Raw genomic sequence first — 17,682 nt, forward strand, 5'->3', positions numbered from 1 at the left:
GCCGGGCATCTCTTCACCCGAACACTGCTGTCGCTCAATTACCGCAGGAACGGTCGCCGCCGTCACACCGCACCGACACACCAGTGCATAAAGGACGGTTGGTGACGATGGGCGGCCCATAGCAGATCGACCGGGCGATCGGCGGCTGTCCACAGCCATCCCCGTCGTCCACAGCCGTACCCGGTTGGGCACCGGTGCGCCGGGGTCCGCCGGCAGGCTGCTCCGCGGCACGTCCGAGTCCGACCGCTGGAGGCCGCCATGCCGCCCCGTACCCCGCTGCCGCCGTACCGCCGGCTGCCCCTGCTGGTCACCGCCGACGGCGACCTCCTCGACGAGCTGCTGCGGCTCGCCGCGGCGGGTGGCACCGAGGTGGAGCTGGCCGCCGATCCGGCCGCCGCCCGGGCCCGCTGGACGCCCGCGCCGCTGGTGCTGGTCGGTGCCGACCAGGCGCCGGCCTGCCTGCGGGCCCGCCTGCCGCGCCGGCCCCGGACGGTGCTGGTCGGTCGCTCCGGGCAGCTCGACCCGGGCACGGAGATCGCCGAGCTGATCGGCGCCGAGCACGTCGCCACCCTGCCCGCGGCCGAACCCTGGCTGGTCGACCGGTTCGCCGAGTGCGCGGGCGAGCCGCCCGGCACCGGGCCGGCCCGCGTCGTGGCGGTGCTCGGCGGGCGGGGCGGCGCGGGGGCCAGCGTGCTGGCCGGCGGCCTCGCCGTCACCGCGGCCCGGACCCGGCTGCGCACCCTCCTGGTGGACGCCGACCCGCTCGGCGGCGGGCTCGACCTCGTGCTCGGCTGGGAGCAACTCGAAGGGTTGCGCTGGCCCGGGCTCACCGGCACCGACGGTCGGGTGGACCCGCCGTCGCTGGTCCGGGCGCTGCCCAGCCGCGGCGACCTGGTCGTCCTCTCCTGGGACCGGGGCGCGCTGCGGCACCTGCCGGCCGAGGCGATGGCCGCCACCGTCGACGCCGCCCGACGAGGCCGGGACGTGGTCGTCCTCGACGTGCCCCGGCACCTGGACGACGCGGCCGTGGTCGCCCTCCAGGCGGCCGACCGGGCGCTGATCGTCGTGCCGGCGGAGCTGCGGGCCACCGCCGCGGCGGCCCGGGTGGTCGCCGTGGCCGCGCCGCACTGCGCCGACCTGGCGGTGATCGTGCGCGGTCCCGCCCCGGGCCGGCTCAAGGCCGGCGAGGTCGCCCGTGCGCTCGGGTTGCCACTCGCCGGGACGCTCCGGCCCGAGCCGGGGCTCTGCCGAGGGTTGGAACGCGGCGAGGCGCCGGCCGCCACCGGGAAGGGCCCACTCGCCCTGCTCTGCCAGCGGCTGCTCGCCGAGCTGACCGACCTGCCCGCGGCGGGTGCGGCGTGACCGGGCCGGCCGACTCCGGGGAACTGGCCGTCCGCGTCCGGCACCGGTTCGCCGCCGAGGCCACCCCGGTGACTCCCGCGGCGATCGTGTCCGCCGTACGCGCCGAGCCGGACGCCGCCGTGCTCGGCGACACCGCCCTGCTGCGGATCGCCGACCGGGTTCACGACGACCTCGTCGGTGCCGGTCCGCTCGCGCCGCTGCTCGCCGATCCGCAGGTCACCGACGTGCTGGTGAACGGCACGCGGGTCTGGGTCGACCGGGGGCGGGGGCTGCACCAGGTGGCCGTGCCGCTCGGCACGGTCGACGACGTACGCCGGCTGGCCCAGCGCCTCACCGCGGCCGCGGGGCGCCGGCTCGACGACGCCTCCCCGTACGCCGACGCCCGGCTGCCCGACGGCACCCGGCTGCACGCCGTGCTGCCACCGGTGGCGACCGACGGGCCCTACCTGTCGCTGCGCACCTTCCGGCAACGGCCGTTCACCCTCGACGAACTGGTCCGGCAGGGCACCGTGCCCCGCCCGGTCGCCCCGCTGCTCGCCGCCGTGGTGGCCGCCCGGTTGGCGTACCTGGTGACCGGCGGGACGGGTTCCGGCAAGACCACCCTGCTCAACACGCTGCTCGGGCTGGTGCCGGGGACCGAGCGGATCGTGCTGGTGGAGGACGCGGCCGAGCTGCGGCCCGTGCACCCGCACGTGATCGGGCTCCAGGCGCGGACGTCCAACGTGGAGGGCGCCGGGGCGGTCGGGCTGAGCGACCTGGTCCGGCAGGCGTTGCGGATGCGGCCGGACCGGCTGGTGGTGGGCGAGTGCCGGGGCGCCGAGGTGGTCGACCTGCTCGCCGCGTTGAACACCGGCCACGACGGCGGGGCCGGGACGTTGCACGCAAACGCCGCGACGGACGTGCCGGCCCGCCTGGAGGCGCTCGGGATGCTCGGCGGCCTGCCCCGGGCCGCCCTGCACGCCCAGGTCGCCGCCGCGCTCCAGATCCTCCTCCAGGTCCGGCGGACCACCGAGGGCCGGGTGCTGGAGTCGGTCAGCCTGCTCCTCCCCGAGGGACCCGACCGGGTGGTGACCGTGGTCCCCGCCTGGATCCGCGGACGCGGGCTCGGCCTCGCCGCCCGGCCGCTCGGCGCGCTGCTGCGCGAGCGGGGCGTGGCGGTGCCGCCGATCCTCTGCGCGGCCTGGCCCGGCTCGGCGGGTCCGTCGTGATCGGCCAGGTGTGGCTGGTGGCCGTGCTCCTGGCCGGTGCCGCCGCGGCGGTCGCCTGGCCGGTACGCGCCGGCCGGGCTCGCCGGCACGCGGTCCTCGACCTGGGCAATCGCCCTGTTCATGGTCCTACCCGGCCCGCCTGTGTCATCCCGGGCTCGCGGCCCAGGGCGGTGGTGCGCACGCCGCGCCCCGGCGTCCCCCACCGGCCGGCCACCGCGTTCGGAAGCCCCGCCGACCGTCCCCCTGCCGGCCGGCCGCCGGGGCGGCGGGACCCGACCCGCCCGGCCGCCGGGCTCGATCCCCGGAATCGCGTGCCGCGTAGCCGACTGGCCGCAGCCCTCGTAGCCCTGAATCGCGCGGCCTGGCGCCCGCGGACCGCCGCTCTCGCTCCCGTGGACCATGCGCCCCGGCCCCGGCTGGCCGCCGTGCTCACGTCCTGGCGCTCGGGTGCCGTCGCGCCGCCCTCCGGCCCGGCGCCGTCCGGCCTGGCGCCTTCCGGCCCGGCGCCGTCCGGCCCGGCGCCGTCCGGCGCGGTCGCTCGCGCGCCGCTGTCCGGGCGACCTGCCCTGCCGGCGGCGGCCCTGGCCGGCGCCGGTGCCGGAGCGCTGCTCGGCGGTCCGGTGGCCGCGGTGGTCCTGGCCGCCTACGGCACCCTCGCGGCCCGGGCGGTGCTGCGCCGGCGCTCCCGCCGAACGGCCGACCGGGCCCACCGCCGCGACCTGGACCAGCTCGGCGCGCTCGCCGCCGACCTGCGGGCCGGGCTGCCGCACGGCGATGGGATCGGCGACGGTTCGCGGCGCGTCGCCCGCTTGGCGCGGGCCGCCGTGCGGCTGGCCGACCGCACCGGGGCGCCGCTGGCCGAGCTGCTCGAACGGGTCGAGGCTGACGCCCGGGCGGCGGACCGGGGGCTGGCGGCGGCAGCCGCGCAGGCGGCCGGCGCCCGGGCGACGGCCTGGTTGCTCGCCGCGCTGCCGCTCGGCGGGATCGGGCTGGGATACGCCATCGGCGTCGACCCGGTGGCCGTGCTCCTGCACACCCCGGTCGGCGGCGGCAGCGCCGTCGCGGCCGTCGCGTTGCAGATCGGCGGGCTGCTGTGGGCGGAGCGGCTCGGTGCGGCACCCGGGCGGGTCGCCTGATGTCGCGGCAGGTGGTGGCCGCTGCCTGCCTCGGCGGGGCGGCGTTGCTCCTGGTCCGGTCCGGGCCCGCGGTCCGTCCGGCGCGGCGGCTACGCCTCCTCGCGCCCGCCCGGCCGGCCCGGCGGAGCCGTCCGGCCTGGTGGCCGGACCGGATCCGGCTCGGCGCGGGCCTGGCGGGGGTGGCCGCCCTCGTCGTGGTGGGCGGCTGGTCGGGTGTGCTCGTCGGGGCGCTGGCCGGCCTGGCCGCCGACCGCCTGCTGCGCCGGATCGAGCCGCGGGCCGTCCGCGACCGCCGGCTCCGGGAGACGGCCGACCTGCCCCTCGCCGCCGACCTGCTGGCCGCGGCGCTCCGGGCCGGCGCACCGGTGGACCGTTCGGTGCTCGCGGTCGCCGAGGCGCTCGGTGGACCGCTCGCCGACCGGCTCGGCCGGGTGGGGCGGACGCTGGAGCTCGGCGGCACGGCAGCGGAGGCGTGGGACCACCTGCGGCCCGTGCCCGGGGCGGAGCGCCTGGTAACCGCCGCCATCCGCTCGTCGAGCAGTGGCGCGGCGCTGGCCAGGGCGCTCACCCGGCTCGCCGACGACCTGCGGTCCGATCGGTCGACCGCCGCCGAGGCCGCCGCCCGGCGGGCCGGCGTGCTCATCGTGCTGCCACTCGGGCTCTGTTTCCTGCCCGCCTTCATTCTCGCCGGTCTGGTGCCGGTGATCGTCGCCGTCCTCGGCGACGTGCTCTGAATCCCCGAGAAAGGAACTACGACATGCGCAAACTCCTCACCCGCCTGCGCGGCGACGCCGGGATGAACACGGCCGAGTACGCCGTCGGCACCCTCGCCGCCGTCGCGTTCGCCGGGATCCTGCTGAAGGTGCTCACCTCCGGCAACGTGCAGTCCGCGCTCACCGCCGTCATCGACCGGGCCTTGAAGTGACCCGTCGCCGGTGGGCCGGCCGCCGGCCCGGCCCGGTCCCGGGTTCCCCGTCCAACGGCGCCGGCCCGGGCCCGGTTTCCTCGTCCCACGACCCGGGCCCGGGTTCCTCGTCCGGCGGCGCCGGCCCGGGCTTGGGTTCCCCGCCCGACGGCGCCGGCCCGGTCGCGGGTTCCGCGTCCGGCGGCGCCGGCCCGGGGCAGCCGGGACGGGTCGACGGGCAGCAACCGTGGGATTCGCGGGAACGCGGCTCGTTCACGGCCGAGTTGGCGGCCGGCCTGCCGGCGCTGATGCTCCTCCTCTTCGCGGGTCTCACCGCGGTCGACGCGGTCACCACCCGGGCCGGCTGCCTGGACGCGGCCCGTGAGGCAGCGCTCGCCGCCGCCCGGGGCGAACCAGGGTCGGCCGCCGGCTCCCGGTACGCCCCGGCCGGGGCCGAGGTCTCGGTGACCGTGACCGGCGACCGGGTCACCGTGACCGTCCGGGCGCCGGTCCGGAGCTTCGGCGCCCGGCTGCCCGGGCTCACCGTGTCGGGCACCGCGGTGGCCGCCGTCGAGCCCGGCGCCCCCGGACCGCAGCCGTGATCGGGTGCTACGCGGCCCGTCGGGTGATCAACGGGTGGGGGAACCAGGGCGGCGAGCACGGTGGGGCGACCGTGTGCCTGCTCGCCGTGGGGTTGGTGCTCGTGCTGGTCGGGCTCCTCGGCGCCGGGCTCGGGGCGGCCCGGTGCGCACGTCACCAGGCCCGGAACGCCGCCGACTTCGGGGCTCTCGCGGGCGCCGGCCGGGCACTGGAGGGTGCCGACGCGGCGTGTGGACGGGCCGCGGACCTGGCCGTGGCCAACGGCGGCCGGCTGACGGCGTGCCGGCTCGACGGTCTCGACGTCGTGGTGACGACGGAGGTGCGGGTCGCCCCACTACCCGGGCTCGCCCGGGCGGCGACCGCCACCTCCCGGGCCGGCCCGACCCGGGGCTGACTGCCGGTGCCCACCGGAGACGTTCAGCCTGCCGGGATTTCCGTCGCCCATCGCCTTTTCCCACGTCTCGTGTCCAGGCACTGGGAAACTGGACCTGCAGCGATCCACCCCGGCGGTGCCGCACAGAAGGGGAGCCCGCGATGACCGACAGGTCCGGCGTAGAAGCCTGGATCCGGGCCTATGAATCCGCCTGGCGTACGGCGGGAACCGACCAGCTCGACCGGCTCTTCACCACCGACGCCACCTATCAGATGTCGCCGTTCAAGGAGCCGCACCGGGGGCTCGACGCCATCCGCGTGCTGTGGGACGCCGAACGCGCCGGGCCGGACGAGGAATTCGAGATGGACTTCCAGATCGTCGCCGTCGACGACCCGCAGGCGGTCGTACGGCTGGAAGTGCGATACGGCGGCCCCCGTGCCGAGTTGTTCCGCGATCTGTGGATCCTCACGTTCGCTCCGGACGGCCGGTGCCGGGCCTTTGAGGAGTGGCCCTTCAGCCCCGAGCCTTCCGCGCCGCACCACACACCCTGACCCTGGACTGAGGGCCGGCCGTGGTGTCGGGGCGGAAGCGCGTACCGCCCCGACACCACCGCGAAGGCGCGGCCCGGTCGGTGAAGGTGCCGGCGTCAGCGGGCCTGGAGGGCGTCCAGGCCGACCGCCATGGCGATCACCAGCCGGCGGTCGATCTGCGGGTGGTGGATGTCGACGACGTACCGGTCCCGCAGGCCCCACTTCTTGTCGACCGAGAACACCGGCTGACCGTTGGCCACGAAGTCGAAGTGGTAGGGCAGCCAGGAGAGCGAGTCGACGAAGCGGCGCAGCAGGGCCACCGGCAGGCTGCGCTCCTGGCCGGTGATCTGCGGCAGGCCGGCCTGCTCGACGTGCCAGGTGGAGCGCAGCAGCGACTGGGCGAAGTCCTTGCGGAACAGGCCGATCGGGGTGCCGGCGTGGTCGGTCACGTCGTAGGTGGCGCCGAGGTCGAGGCGCTGCCGGGCCTTGAAGCCGAGCAGGGGGTACTGCTTGGAGTCGTCGGTGTAGATGGTCACCTGCTCCTTGAACGCGAGCCGCTTCTGCTGCGCGAACGCGAGCAGCGCACCCTCCGAGCCGTCCGGCGCCGCGGAGTGGACCTCGTACTGGTTGACCATCATCCGGATCCGCTGGCGGATGATGAACCGCTGCTGGGCCTGCAAGCTGTCGAGCTGCATCAGATCTCCTTGAAGAGGCGAACGCCGGAGTTTCGCACAGCTCGATTGTCACCGCGTGCCCGCGACCGGCGGGTTCCGGCCGGTGATCCGCGGGTCCGCGCGGCGGCAGCCCCTCGGAGGTCAGCGGCCGCCGTCGACGGTCGCCTTCATGGCCCAGGCATTGAGCACCTGGTGGATCCCGCGCAGACGTTCGTTGATCTGTTCCAGGCGCTCCGCCTGGGCCAGGCTGGCCAGCGCGGTGCCCAGCGCGATCTGCTGGTCGGGGGTGAGGTTCTCCTGGTCGATCGTGTAGAGCAGGTCGACGGTCTCGGCGATCGTGTCGGCCACGGCTGTACCTCCCGGCGCGAAGAATCTCGGGTCACCTCGGGGCTTCCACCAGGGGGATGGAAGCGCTCCCATGTATCAATGCCCGGTCGTCGCCCGACTCATGCACCCGTCCCAGACTTCGACCGGCCGCCGGTCAGTCGCCACCTGCGCCGGCCCGCTCGGCGGCCCGCTCCTCCTGCCGCGGCAGCACCGCCCCGCGCCCGCCCTCGACCGCCGCCAGGTTGGCGAGGACGACGTCGAGGACCTTGACCGCGTCCGGCTTGGAGAGCGGATTGTTGCCGTTGCCGCACTTGGGGGACTGGACGCAGGACGGGCACCCGGACTCGCACCCGCACTCGGCGATCGCGTCCCGGGTGGCGCGCAGCCAGGCGGCGGCCGTCCCGTACGCCCGCTCGGCGAAGCCCGCCCCGCCGGGGTGGCCGTCGTAGACGAAGACGGTGGGCGCCTCGGTGTCCGGGTGCAGCGCGGTGGAGAGCCCGCCGATGTCCCACCGGTCGCAGGTCGCCATCAGCGGCAGCAGGCCGATCGCGGCGTGCTCGGCGGCGTGCAGCGCCCCCGGGATGTCCGCCGCCTCGACGCCGGCAAGAGCCAGCGACTCCGGCGAGAGGGTGAACCAGACGGCCACGGTGCGCAGTTCCCGCGCCGGCAGGTCCAGCGGCCGGGTGTCGATCACCTCGCCGGTGGCGATCCGCCGCCGCTGGTACGACACCACCTGGCTGGTCACGTCCACCTCGCCGAGGAAGAGCCCGACCGGCCCGGCGTCCACGTAGGAGCGGACCGACACCACGGAGAGCGAGGTGACGTCCCGGGCGTGGGTGGACCAGTCCGGCTCCTCGGCGTGCACCAGCGCGCACCCGTCGGCCAGGTCGAGCGAGTCGACCACGTACGAGACGCCCTGGTGCAGGTAGACCGCGCCGGCGTGGAGCAGGAAGTGCGAGGAGCCGCCGTCGACGGTGCCGAGCAGCCGGCCGGTGGACTCCTCCACCACGCAGACCGGCGCCCCGCCCTCGCCGCGCAGGTCGACCTCGGGGCGCTCCCGGTGCCGCCAGTACCAGCCGGTGGGCCGCTGCCGCAGCGCCCCCGCCTCGACCAGCGAGTCCACCGCCTCCTTCGCGCCCTCGCCGAACAGTTCCAGGTCGGCCGGGGTGAGCGGGGCCTCGTGCGCGGCGCAGGCGAGCTGCGGCGCGAGCACGTACGGGTTGGCCGGGTCGAGCACGGTCGCCTCGACGGGCCGCCCGAACAGCGCCTCGGGGTGGTGCACCAGGTAGGTGTCGAGCGGGTCGTCCCGGGCCACCAGCACCGCGAGGGCCTCGTCGCCGGAGCGGCCGGCCCGGCCGGCCTGCTGCCAGAGCGACGCCCGGGTGCCCGGCCAGCCGCAGATCAGCACGGCGTCCAGCCCCACCAGGTCGACGCCGAGTTCGAGAGCGTTGGTGGAGGCGAGCCCGAGCAGGTCACCGGTGAGCAGCGCGCGTTCCAGTTCGCGGCGCTCCTCGCGCAGGTAGCCGGCCCGGTAGGCGGCCACTCGACCGCCGAGCCCGGGCACCGCCTCGTCGAGGGCCCGCCGGGCGTTCGCGGCGACCACCTCGGCCCCGCGCCGGGACCGGACGAAAGCGAGCGTGCGTACCCCCTCGATCACGCTGTCGGCGAGCAGGTCGGCGGTCTCCCGCAGCGCCGAGCGCCGGACGGTCACCAGGTCGGCGACCTCCTCGTCAGCGGAAGCGGAGGGCAGCAGCGGCGGTTCCCAGAGCGCGAAGGTCACCCCGCCGCGCGGCGAGGTGTCCTCGGTGACGGCCGTGACCGGCAGGCCGGTGAGCCGCCCGGCCGCCGTCGCCGGGTCGCCCGACGTCGCCGAGGCCAGCACGAAGACCGGGGTACGCCCGTAGCGCGCGCACTGCCGGCGCAGCCGCCGCAGCACGTGCGCCACGTGCGAGCCGAACACGCCCCGGTAGGTGTGGCACTCGTCGACCACCACGTACGCGAGCCGGCGCAGGAACCCGGACCAGTGCGCGTGCCCGGGCAGGATGCCGTGGTGCAGCATGTCGGGGTTGGTGAGCACGAACCGGGAGTGCCGGCGGATCCACTCCCGCTCGGTGCGCGGGGTGTCCCCGTCGTAGGTGGCGGGGCGTACCCCCTCCAGCTCCAGGCCGGCGACGGCGCGGAACTGGTCGGCGGCGAGCGCCTTGGTCGGGGCCAGGTAGAGCACCGTGGCGCGCGGGTCGGCCAGCAGGGTGCCCAGCGCCGGCAGCTGGTACGCCAGCGACTTGCCGGACGCCGTGCCGGTGGCCACCACCACGTGCGTGCCCGCGTACGCCAGCTCGGCGGCCTCGGCCTGATGCCGCCACGGGGCGACGACGCCGCGCCGCGCGAACGCCGCCCGCAGCTCGTCGGGGGCCCAGGCCGGCCACGGCGCCGGCTCGCCGGCCCGGGGCGGCACCCGCTCGACGTGCGTGACCGGATCGGTGGCGTGCCGCAGGCGCAGCCGACGGAGCAGCTCACCCGGCGGGCGGCCAGGGCCCCTGCCGGCCGGTACGCCGTCGAAGGTCACGTCCTGCACTCTCGCACTGGTGTTCGGAATTGGAAACCGCGGGGCGGGGGTATGGGGAAGGCTTCGCCGGTGACCCGGCAGGGGTCACGCGGGGGGATGGTTAGATGCCCAGGAGAGCTTACCGAGGAGGGACCGATGGAGCTGTCGCTGGCGACCCGCACCGTGGGGGAGCACACGGTGCTCGAGGTCGGCGGTGAGGTGGACGTCTACACCGCGCCGCGCCTGCGGGAACGGCTCCTGGAGCTGATCGACGGCGGTGCCCGCCGGGTCGTGGTGGACCTGGGCCGGGTGGACTTCCTCGACTCGACCGGCCTCGGCGTGCTGGTCGGCGCGCTCAAGCGGCTCCGCTCGGCCGGCGGTTCCTTCGCGCTGGTCTGCGACAAGGAGCCGCTGCTCAAGATCTTCCGGATCACCGCCCTGGACCAGGTCTTCCCGTTGCATCCCACGGTCGACGCGGCGATCAACGCCGACCCGACCGGCGCCGGCGCGTGATGGCGACCGTCAAGCTCTCCTTCTCGCCGGCCCCGGTGCACGTCCGCACCGCACGCCTGGTCGGCGTCGCGGTGGCCCGCCGGGCCGGGGTCCGCGAGGACCTGCTCGACGAGGTGCGCCTGGCCATCGGTGAGGCGTGCACCCGGGCGGTCGCGCTGCACCGGCAGTACGGGCTGCCCGATCCGGTGTACGTGGAGATGTCCGACGCCGGGGCGTACACGGTGCGGGTGGTGGACCGCGCCCCGATCGAGGCGAGCATCGGCCTCGCCGCGCTGCCGCCCGACGAGCTGGCCAAGGAGTCGCTCAGCGAGGACGCGCTGACCACCGGGGTGGGCTTCGCCCTGCTCGCCGGTTTCGTCGAGGACCTCCAGGTCCGCCCGGTCGACGAGGGCGTCGGCACCGAGGTCCGGATGGTCTGGCCGGCCGGCCGCGCCTGATCCTGTCGTTCCGCAGGCCGCGTTCCCTCCGGGGAGCGCGGCCTCGTCGCGTTGCCCGGCCCTTATATCAGATTTCTTCACATAGCACAGTTATGAAGATCATCGAGACCGGGTGCCCCCTCCCTGTGACCCTCAACACGTCGGAGGGCTACAGTACGCGGGTTGTCAGCAAGTGATCCGTCCCGCAGCCAGCGGGAATGGGTGTTCATCGCTGGTCCGCCGGGGTGGGTCGGCGCGCGCTTGCGAGTCCGCATCCAGGCGTCGGTCCGTGCGTCTCCACTGGCCGGCGCGAGTGTTCGGTACAGGAGGACATAGATGTCCGGGACCTTGGCCGCCGACGGCGGCGCACTGTCCCTTACCGGAGCCAACGTGACGTACGTCGTCATCGCCGCGGTCATCGCGCTGGTGGCGCTCGTCTTCGCGGCCGCCCTCACCAGGGCGGTCCTGGCGGCCGGTACGGGAACCACCAACATGCAGGAGATTTCCGGGGCGGTGCAGGAGGGCGCGTCCGCGTACCTGCTGCGGCAGTTCCGCACCCTGGCGATCTTCGTGGTGATCGCCGTCGTGCTGCTGTTCCTGCTGCCGGTGCACGACACCGACGGCAGCGAGACCCTCGTGAAGATCGGCCGGTCGGCGTTCTTCGTGGTGGGCGCGCTGTTCAGCGCGTTCATCGGCGGCGCCGGCATGTGGCTGGCCACCCGCGCCAACCTGCGGGTCGCCGCGGCCGCCCGGGAGCGCGAAGGCGGGCGCGAGGGCGCCATGAAGATCGCCTTCCGCACCGGTGGCGTGGTCGGCTTCCTCACCGTCGGCCTCGGCCTGTTCGGCGCGGCGCTGGTCGTGCTGATCTTCCGCGGTGACGCCCCGACCGTGCTGGAGGGCTTCGGCTTCGGCGCCGCGCTGCTCGCCATGTTCATGCGGGTCGGCGGCGGCATCTTCACCAAGGCCGCCGACGTCGGCGCCGACCTGGTCGGCAAGGTCGAGCAGGGCATCCCGGAGGACGACCCGCGCAACGCCGCCACCATCGCCGACAACGTGGGCGACAACGTCGGCGACTGCGCCGGCATGGCCGCCGACCTCTTCGAGTCGTACGCCGTCACCCTGGTCGCCGCGCTGATCCTGGGCCGCGCCGCGTTCGGCGAGACCGGCCTGGTCTTCCCGCTGATCATCTCCACCATCGGCGTGCTGGTCGCGATCGTCGGCGTCTTCATCACCCGGCTGCGCACCTCCGACCGCAACGGTCTGACCGCGATCAACCGGGCCTTCTACCTCTCCGCCGTGATCGCCGCGGTGCTGGTGGCGATCGCCGCGTTCGCCTACCTGCCGGCCACCTTCGGCGAGCTGGAGGGCGGCCTCACCGACGTCGACCGCAACCCGCGGCTCGTGGCCATCGGCGCGGTGGTCATCGGCATCGTGCTGGCCGCCGCGATCCAGGCGCTCACCGGCTACTTCACCGAGACCAACCGGCGCCCGGTGCAGGACATCGGCAAGAGCTCGCAGACCGGCGCCGCGACCGTCATCCTCGCCGGCATCAGCGTCGGCCTGGAGTCGGCGGTCTACTCGGCGCTGCTGATCGGCGCCGGCGTCTTCGGCGCGTTCCTGCTCGGCGGCAGCTCCATCACCCTGTCGCTGTTCGCGGTGGCGCTGGCCGGCACCGGCCTGCTCACCACCGTCGGCGTGATCGTCGCCATGGACACCTTCGGCCCGATCTCCGACAACGCCCAGGGCGTGGCCGAGATGTCCGGCGACATCGACGAGCACGGCGCGCGGACGCTGACCGAGCTGGACGCCGTCGGCAACACCACCAAGGCGATCACCAAGGGCATCGCGATCGCCACCGCGGTGCTGGCCGCGACCGCGCTGTTCGGCTCCTACACCGACACGCTGCGTTCCTCGTACGAGGACGCGGGCGTGGGCGACGTCGGCGCCGAGATCCTCAACTCGCTGAACGTGGCCAACCCGCGCAACCTGGTCGGCCTCATCATCGGCGCCGCGGTGGTCTTCCTCTTCTCCGGCCTGGCCATCAACGCGGTCTCCCGCTCGGCCGGTGCCGTGGTGATGGAGGTCCGCCGGCAGTTCCGTGAGCTGCCCGGCATCATGGACCGCACCCAGCGCCCCGAGTACGGCAAGGTCGTCGACATCTGCACCCGGGACGCGCAGCGCGAGCTGATGACCCCCGGTCTGCTGGCCATCCTGGCCCCGATCGCGGTCGGCTTCGGCCTCGGCCCGGGCGCGCTGGCGTCGTACCTGGCCGGTGCGATCGGCGCGGGCACCCTGATGGCGGTCTTCCTGGCCAACTCCGGTGGCGCCTGGGACAACGGCAAGAAGCTGGTGGAGGACGGCGCGTACGGGGGCAAGGGCTCCGAGTCGCACGCCGCGACCGTCATCGGCGACACCGTCGGCGACCCGTTCAAGGACACCGCCGGCCCGGCGATCAACCCGCTGATCAAGGTGATGAACCTGGTCTCGCTGCTGATCGCCCCGGCCGTGGTGGCCTGGAGCGTGGGCGACGACAAGAACCCCGCGCTGCGGATCGCGATCGCCGTGGTGGCCGCACTGGTCATCGTGGCGGCGGTGGTGTTCAGCAAGCGCAAGGGCGTGGCCATGGCGGACTCCGACAGCGGTGCCGGCACCCCGGACCAGCACCCGGAGACGGTCAGCGCCTGACCCGGGCGACGCGACGGTTCCCGGTCGGCTCCGGCCGGCCGGGAACCGTGCCGTCTGACCGGTGGCACTTCCACCGGGAGGTCGTACGCTGCTTCGCATGCGTACGCGCCGGGCGGCAACCGCCGGAAAGCTCATGGTGGTCCTGGCCACGCTGGTTCTCGTCGTCGCCGGTTGCGGCGGCCCCAGCCCGCAGGCCTGGGCGGCGTCGGTCTGCCAGGCGCTCAGCCCCTGGCGCGCCGAGATCAACAAGCTGACCAGCAGCACCCAGCAGCAGATGACCGCGCAGACCACCCCGGCGCAGGCCAAGGAGAATTTGGTCCGGCTCTTCGCCGGGGCCGAGCAGGCCAGCGAGACGGCCCGGCGCAAGGTCGAGGAGGCGGGCGTGCCGGAGACCGACCACGGCGCGGAGATCTCCGCCGGGTTCCGTGCCTCGCTCAGCAAGGTGCGCGACGCGTACGGGCGGGCCCGGGACACCATCGACGGGCTGGACATCGCCCAGGCCGGCCCCTTCTACGACGGGGTGCGGGCCGCCGTGGACACGCTCAACAAGGAGTACGACGCGAGCGCGCTGGACACCAGCAGGCTCAACTCACCCGAGCTCAAGAAGGCCTTCGACGAGGTCCCGGAGTGTCGCTGACCCCACCCTCCCAGAACCCGGCCCGCCAGCCCTCGCTGTTCTCCACCGAGGCGGCCGACCCGTCGCTGGCGGACCTCGCCGGCCTGCTCGCCGGGCCCGGTGAGGTGGTCCGGATGGGCGGGACGGCCCGGGTCTCGGTGGTGGTGGACGCCGCCTGGCGGGTGCACGTGCTGGTGGCCGAGCTGGGCGCCCGGGGGATCCCGGCGGGCTGGGAGCCGACCGGGGACGGGCGGCACCTGGTGCGCACCGCGTACGCCACCACGCTGGCCCCGCTCGGTCTGGCCTGGCTGCGCGGGACGGTGAAGCGGCCCCCGCCGCGGTTCCACCTCAACGGGCGGCGGCTGCGGCTCTGGCTCGCCGCCGCCGGGGCGGCCGACCCGGCCGGGTTCCAGCTCCGGCTCGGCCCCGCCGACGAGGAGTGCTGGCCGCCGGTGCGCGCCGCGCTGGCCGCGGTGGGGCTCCCCGCCGCGTTCGTGGAGGCGGAGGAGGGCGGGCCGGCGTACCGGATCACCGGCCGACGGCGGGTGGCCCGGCTGGCGGAGCTGGTGGGGGACCGGCCGCGGGCCGTGCCGGCGGCCGAGTGGCCGGGGACGCACGGCTGACCCTCCGGCGCAACCCCGCCGGCTGTCCGATCCCGGACACACCGTGCGGAGGTTTGCCCAGGAAAACGACCGGTGTCTCCTCCGCCATGGGTGCGTGATCGTCACAGTGACCCGCTCGGCGCCCTACCCACGGTGTACGGTGGCGCCGTCCGGCGGGGTGCCGGCCGATGGTCGACGCAACCTGATCATTTGCCGCCCACGAAACCCGGAACGCGGACGGCGCGTTACGTTGGACATCCGGACCGCCGGTGGTGCGACACGGCCCGAAGCGGGCATTGCGTAGGAGTGAGGTCGGAGAGAGACGTGCCGAGCAACGCTGGAACCACCCGTCTGGTCATCGTCGAGTCACCGGCGAAGGCCAAGACGATCTCGGGCTATCTCGGCCCGGGGTACGTCGTGGAGGCCAGCTTCGGCCACGTCCGGGACCTGCCCCGCAACGCCGCCGAGATCCCGGCCGCCTACGAGGACAAGCCCTGGGCCCGCCTCGGCGTGGACGTGGACAACGGCTTCGCCGCGCTCTACGTGGTCTCCGCCGACCGGAAGAAGCAGATCACCAAGCTGAAGTCGCTGGCCAAGGAGGTGGACGAGATCTTCCTCGCCACCGACGAGGACCGCGAGGGCGAGGCGATCGCCTGGCACCTGGTCGAGACGCTGAAGCCCAAGGTGCCGGTCAAGCGGATGGTCTTCCACGAGATCACCAAGCCGGCCATCCAGGCCGCGGTGGCCAACCCCCGGGAGATCGACCGGGACCTGGTCGACGCCCAGGAGGCCCGGCGCATCCTCGACCGGCTCTACGGCTACGAGGTCTCCCCGGTGCTCTGGCGGAAGGTCCGCAGCGGGCTCTCCGCCGGCCGGGTGCAGTCCGTGGCGACCCGGATCGTGGTCGAGCGGGAGCGGCAGCGGATGGCGTTCCGCACCGCCGAGTACTGGGACATCCTGGCCACCCTGGCGGTGGCGAACCCGGGCGAGGGTCCGCGCACCTTCAACGCCACCCTGATCGCGCTGGGCGGCGACCGGATCGCCACCGGCAAGGACTTCGAGCCGACCACGGGTCGGGTCAAGGCCGGCGCCGGGGTGGTCCACCTTGACGAGAACGGTGCCCGGGGCCTGGCCGCGCGCCTGGAGGGGCGGCCGTTCACCGTCACCCGGGTCGAGGAGAAGCCCTACCGCCGCCGCCCGTACGCGCCGTTCATCACCTCGACGCTGCAGCAGGAGGCGGCCCGCAAGCTGCGGCTCTCGTCGCAGCAGACGATGCGCACCGCGCAGCGGCTCTACGAGAACGGCTACATCACCTACATGCGTACCGACTCGGTGAACCTGTCGGAGACCGCCATCGCGGCGGCCCGCCGGCAGATCGCCGAGCTCTACGGCGAGCGCAGCGTGCCGCCGGAGCCGCGCCGCTACACCGGCAAGGTGAAGAACGCGCAGGAGGCGCACGAGGCGATCCGCCCGGCGGGCGACAACTTCCGCACCCCGGGCGAGGTGGCCAAGGAGCTGTCCGCCGAGGAGTTCAAGCTCTACGAGCTGATCTGGCGGCGCACCATCGCCTCGCAGATGACCGACGCGGTCGGCTCCAGCGTCTCGGTGCGCATCCGGGCGCTCTCCTCCGCCGGTGAGGAGGCCGACTTCGGCGCGACCGGCAAGACCATCACCGACCCCGGCTTCCTGCGCGCCTACGTCGAGTCCAGCGACGACGAGAACGCCGAGGCCGAGGACGCCGAGCGGCGGCTGCCCACCCTGACCAAGGACCAGCCGCTGACCGCCGACGAGCTTGCCGCCCAGGGCCACCACACCCAGCCGCCCGCGCGCTACACCGAGGCGTCGCTGGTCAAGGCCCTGGAGGAGCTGGGCATCGGCCGCCCGTCGACGTACGCGTCGATCATGCAGACCATCCAGGACCGCGGGTACGTCTTCAAGCGCGGCCAGGCCATGATCCCGTCGTTCCTGGCGTTCGCGGTGATCGGGCTGCTGGAGCGGCACTACCCGCGCCTCATCGACTACGACTTCACCGCCAGCATGGAGAACGAGCTGGACGAGATCGCCGGCGGTGACCACGCCGCGGTCGACTTCCTCACCTCGTTCTACTTCGGCAGCGCCAACGGCACCGGCGACCAGGCCATCGCCCACGCGGGCGGGCTCAAGAAGCTGGTCACCGAGAACCTCAGCGACATCGACGCGCGCAGCGTCAACTCGATCCCGCTCTTCACCGAGGACGACGGGCGCGAGGTCGTCGTCCGGGTCGGCCGCTACGGGCCGTACCTCCAGCGGGCGCTGCCGGGCGAGCAGCCCGCGCCCCCCGCCGAGGGCGAGGAGGGCGGCGGCCAGGGCGACCGGGCGCCGATCCCCGAGGGCCTGGCTCCCGACGAGCTGACCCCGGAGAAGGTGCACGAGCTGTTCCTGGGTGGCGGGGGCGAGCGCAAGCTCGGTGACGACCCGGCCACCGGCGAGCCGATCCTGCTCAAGTCCGGCCGGTTCGGCCCGTACGTGGCCAGCGGCGAGCGGAAGTCCTCGCTGCTGCGCTCGCAGTCGCCGGACAGCCTCACCCTCGACCAGGCGTTGCAGCTGCTCAGCCTGCCCCGGCTGATCGGCACCGACCCCGAGGGCAACGAGGTCGTCGCCAACAACGGCCGCTACGGCCCGTACGTCAAGCGCGGTGACGAGTTCCGCTCGCTGGACTCGGAAGACAAGATGTTCACCGTCACGCTGGACGAGGCGCTCGCCCTGCTGGCCGCCCCGAAGACCCGGCAGCGCCGGGCCGCCGCGCCGCCGCTGCGGGAGATGGGCAACGACCCGGCCACCGAGAAGCCGCTGGTCATCAAGGACGGGCGGTTCGGCCCGTACGTCACGGACGGGGAGACCAACGCCTCGCTGCGGCGCGGGCAGACCCCGGAGGCGCTGACCCTCGAGGAGGCCTCCGAGATGCTCGCCGAGAAGCGGGCGAAGGGTCCGGCGCCGAAGAAGAAGGCGGCGAAGAAGGCCGCCCCGGCCAAGAAGACGACGGCGGCCAAGAAGACCGCCGCCGCCAAGTCCACGGTCGCCAAGAAGACCACGACAGCAAAGACCACCACAGCCAAGAAGACCCCCGCAAAGAAGGCAGCCCCGAAGAAGGCCACCACCTCTCCGGAGTAGCCCACTCTCTGTCGAGATCTTGGAAGGAAGGGGCCCTCATG

At 74.5% G+C, this 17,682-nt stretch carries 17 protein-coding genes; 14 read left to right on the forward strand and 3 right to left on the reverse strand.

The genetic code is table 11. The features are described from left to right. Positions 1-258: 258 nt before the first annotated feature. The 8 genes from ssd to ACW0Q9_RS09625 all read left to right on the forward strand — a co-directional run bounded on the left by ssd (position 259) and on the right by ACW0Q9_RS09625 (position 6,134). The gene (gene ssd / locus ACW0Q9_RS09590) at positions 259-1,362 is read left to right on the forward strand and encodes a septum site-determining protein Ssd (protein WP_456179732.1); all 1,104 of its coding nucleotides are present in this window, start codon (positions 259-261) and stop codon (positions 1,360-1,362) included. Further along, the gene (locus ACW0Q9_RS09595) at positions 1,359-2,570 is read left to right on the forward strand and encodes a TadA family conjugal transfer-associated ATPase (protein ID WP_456179734.1); all 1,212 of its coding nucleotides are present in this window, start codon (positions 1,359-1,361) and stop codon (positions 2,568-2,570) included. The genes ssd and ACW0Q9_RS09595 overlap by 4 nt, the downstream gene beginning before the upstream one ends. Before the next feature lie 392 nt (positions 2,571-2,962). After that, positions 2,963-3,706, forward strand: a complete 744-nt coding sequence (locus tag ACW0Q9_RS09600) for a hypothetical protein (protein ID WP_456179736.1) — start codon at positions 2,963-2,965, stop codon at positions 3,704-3,706. Continuing rightward, on the forward strand, positions 3,706-4,440 hold the full coding sequence (locus ACW0Q9_RS09605) for a type II secretion system F family protein (RefSeq protein ID WP_456179738.1): 735 nt from the start codon (positions 3,706-3,708) through the stop codon (positions 4,438-4,440). Before ACW0Q9_RS09600 ends, ACW0Q9_RS09605 begins: the two co-directional genes overlap by 1 nt. 23 nt (positions 4,441-4,463) lie before the next feature. After that, a complete protein-coding gene (locus tag ACW0Q9_RS09610) occupies positions 4,464-4,631 on the forward strand; it encodes a DUF4244 domain-containing protein (RefSeq protein WP_013283643.1) in 168 nt (55 codons plus the stop codon). A gap of 263 nt (positions 4,632-4,894) precedes the next feature. Beyond that, the gene (locus ACW0Q9_RS09615) at positions 4,895-5,212 is read left to right on the forward strand and encodes a TadE family type IV pilus minor pilin (RefSeq protein ID WP_456179760.1); all 318 of its coding nucleotides are present in this window, start codon (positions 4,895-4,897) and stop codon (positions 5,210-5,212) included. A 23-nt stretch (positions 5,213-5,235) separates the two neighbouring features. After that, on the forward strand, positions 5,236-5,604 hold the full coding sequence (locus ACW0Q9_RS09620) for an Rv3654c family TadE-like protein (protein WP_456179740.1): 369 nt from the start codon (positions 5,236-5,238) through the stop codon (positions 5,602-5,604). 140 nt (positions 5,605-5,744) lie between these two features. Further along, on the forward strand, positions 5,745-6,134 hold the full coding sequence (locus ACW0Q9_RS09625; protein WP_456179742.1) for a YybH family protein: 390 nt from the start codon (positions 5,745-5,747) through the stop codon (positions 6,132-6,134). Positions 6,135-6,229: 95 nt separating this feature from the next. Here ACW0Q9_RS09625 and ACW0Q9_RS09630 read toward each other — a convergent pair whose 3' ends face one another. From ACW0Q9_RS09630 to ACW0Q9_RS09640, 3 genes are all read right to left on the reverse strand, one after another. Further along, the gene (locus ACW0Q9_RS09630) at positions 6,230-6,808 is read right to left on the reverse strand and encodes a hypothetical protein (protein ID WP_456179744.1); all 579 of its coding nucleotides are present in this window, start codon (positions 6,806-6,808) and stop codon (positions 6,230-6,232) included. A gap of 120 nt (positions 6,809-6,928) precedes the next feature. Beyond that, the gene (locus tag ACW0Q9_RS09635) at positions 6,929-7,135 is read right to left on the reverse strand and encodes a hypothetical protein (protein WP_456179746.1); all 207 of its coding nucleotides are present in this window, start codon (positions 7,133-7,135) and stop codon (positions 6,929-6,931) included. Positions 7,136-7,268: 133 nt separating this feature from the next. After that, positions 7,269-9,689 carry a DEAD/DEAH box helicase gene (locus tag ACW0Q9_RS09640; protein ID WP_456179748.1) on the reverse strand — a complete coding sequence of 807 codons (2,421 nt, stop codon included), beginning with the start codon at positions 9,687-9,689 and terminating at the stop codon, positions 7,269-7,271. A 126-nt stretch (positions 9,690-9,815) separates the two neighbouring features. Between ACW0Q9_RS09640 and ACW0Q9_RS09645 the strand changes: the two genes are divergently transcribed. The 6 genes from ACW0Q9_RS09645 (at position 9,816) to topA (ending at position 17,641) form a co-directional block, all read left to right on the forward strand. Next, the gene (locus tag ACW0Q9_RS09645; protein WP_151462042.1) at positions 9,816-10,172 is read left to right on the forward strand and encodes an STAS domain-containing protein; all 357 of its coding nucleotides are present in this window, start codon (positions 9,816-9,818) and stop codon (positions 10,170-10,172) included. After that, positions 10,172-10,609: an ATP-binding protein gene (locus tag ACW0Q9_RS09650; protein WP_456179751.1), complete on the forward strand. Its 438-nt coding sequence runs from the start codon at positions 10,172-10,174 to the stop codon at positions 10,607-10,609. Before ACW0Q9_RS09645 ends, ACW0Q9_RS09650 begins: the two co-directional genes overlap by 1 nt. A gap of 315 nt (positions 10,610-10,924) precedes the next feature. Beyond that, complete coding sequence (locus ACW0Q9_RS09655) at positions 10,925-13,273, forward strand: sodium-translocating pyrophosphatase (RefSeq protein WP_456179753.1); 2,349 nt, start codon at positions 10,925-10,927, stop codon at positions 13,271-13,273. 97 nt (positions 13,274-13,370) lie between these two features. Further along, positions 13,371-13,910 carry a hypothetical protein gene (locus ACW0Q9_RS09660; RefSeq protein ID WP_456179755.1) on the forward strand — a complete coding sequence of 180 codons (540 nt, stop codon included), beginning with the start codon at positions 13,371-13,373 and terminating at the stop codon, positions 13,908-13,910. Beyond that, positions 13,901-14,512, forward strand: coding sequence for a hypothetical protein (locus ACW0Q9_RS09665; protein WP_456179757.1), 612 nt, complete (start codon positions 13,901-13,903; stop codon positions 14,510-14,512). Before ACW0Q9_RS09660 ends, ACW0Q9_RS09665 begins: the two co-directional genes overlap by 10 nt. A gap of 303 nt (positions 14,513-14,815) precedes the next feature. Then, on the forward strand, positions 14,816-17,641 hold the full coding sequence (topA, locus tag ACW0Q9_RS09670) for a type I DNA topoisomerase (RefSeq protein WP_456179759.1): 2,826 nt from the start codon (positions 14,816-14,818) through the stop codon (positions 17,639-17,641). The last annotated feature ends 41 nt before the right edge of the window (positions 17,642-17,682 follow it).

The organism is Micromonospora sp. I033 (assembly GCF_053890995.1).

Bases quoted from the DNA above. Each gene is read 5' to 3' on its own strand.
- ssd (WP_456179732.1), top strand. From the start codon at position 259: ATGCCGCCCCGTACCCCGCTGCCGCCGTACCGCCGGCTGCCCCTGCTG.
- ACW0Q9_RS09610 (WP_013283643.1), top strand. From the start codon at position 4,464: ATGCGCAAACTCCTCACCCGCCTGCGCGGCGACGCCGGGATGAACACG.
- ACW0Q9_RS09660 (WP_456179755.1), top strand. From the start codon at position 13,371: ATGCGTACGCGCCGGGCGGCAACCGCCGGAAAGCTCATGGTGGTCCTG.
- ACW0Q9_RS09645 (WP_151462042.1), top strand. From the start codon at position 9,816: ATGGAGCTGTCGCTGGCGACCCGCACCGTGGGGGAGCACACGGTGCTC.
- ACW0Q9_RS09625 (WP_456179742.1), top strand. From the start codon at position 5,745: ATGACCGACAGGTCCGGCGTAGAAGCCTGGATCCGGGCCTATGAATCC.
- ACW0Q9_RS09650 (WP_456179751.1), top strand. From the start codon at position 10,172: ATGGCGACCGTCAAGCTCTCCTTCTCGCCGGCCCCGGTGCACGTCCGC.
- ACW0Q9_RS09605 (WP_456179738.1), top strand. From the start codon at position 3,706: ATGTCGCGGCAGGTGGTGGCCGCTGCCTGCCTCGGCGGGGCGGCGTTG.
- ACW0Q9_RS09630 (WP_456179744.1), bottom strand. From the start codon at position 6,808: ATGCAGCTCGACAGCTTGCAGGCCCAGCAGCGGTTCATCATCCGCCAG.
- ACW0Q9_RS09655 (WP_456179753.1), top strand. From the start codon at position 10,925: ATGTCCGGGACCTTGGCCGCCGACGGCGGCGCACTGTCCCTTACCGGA.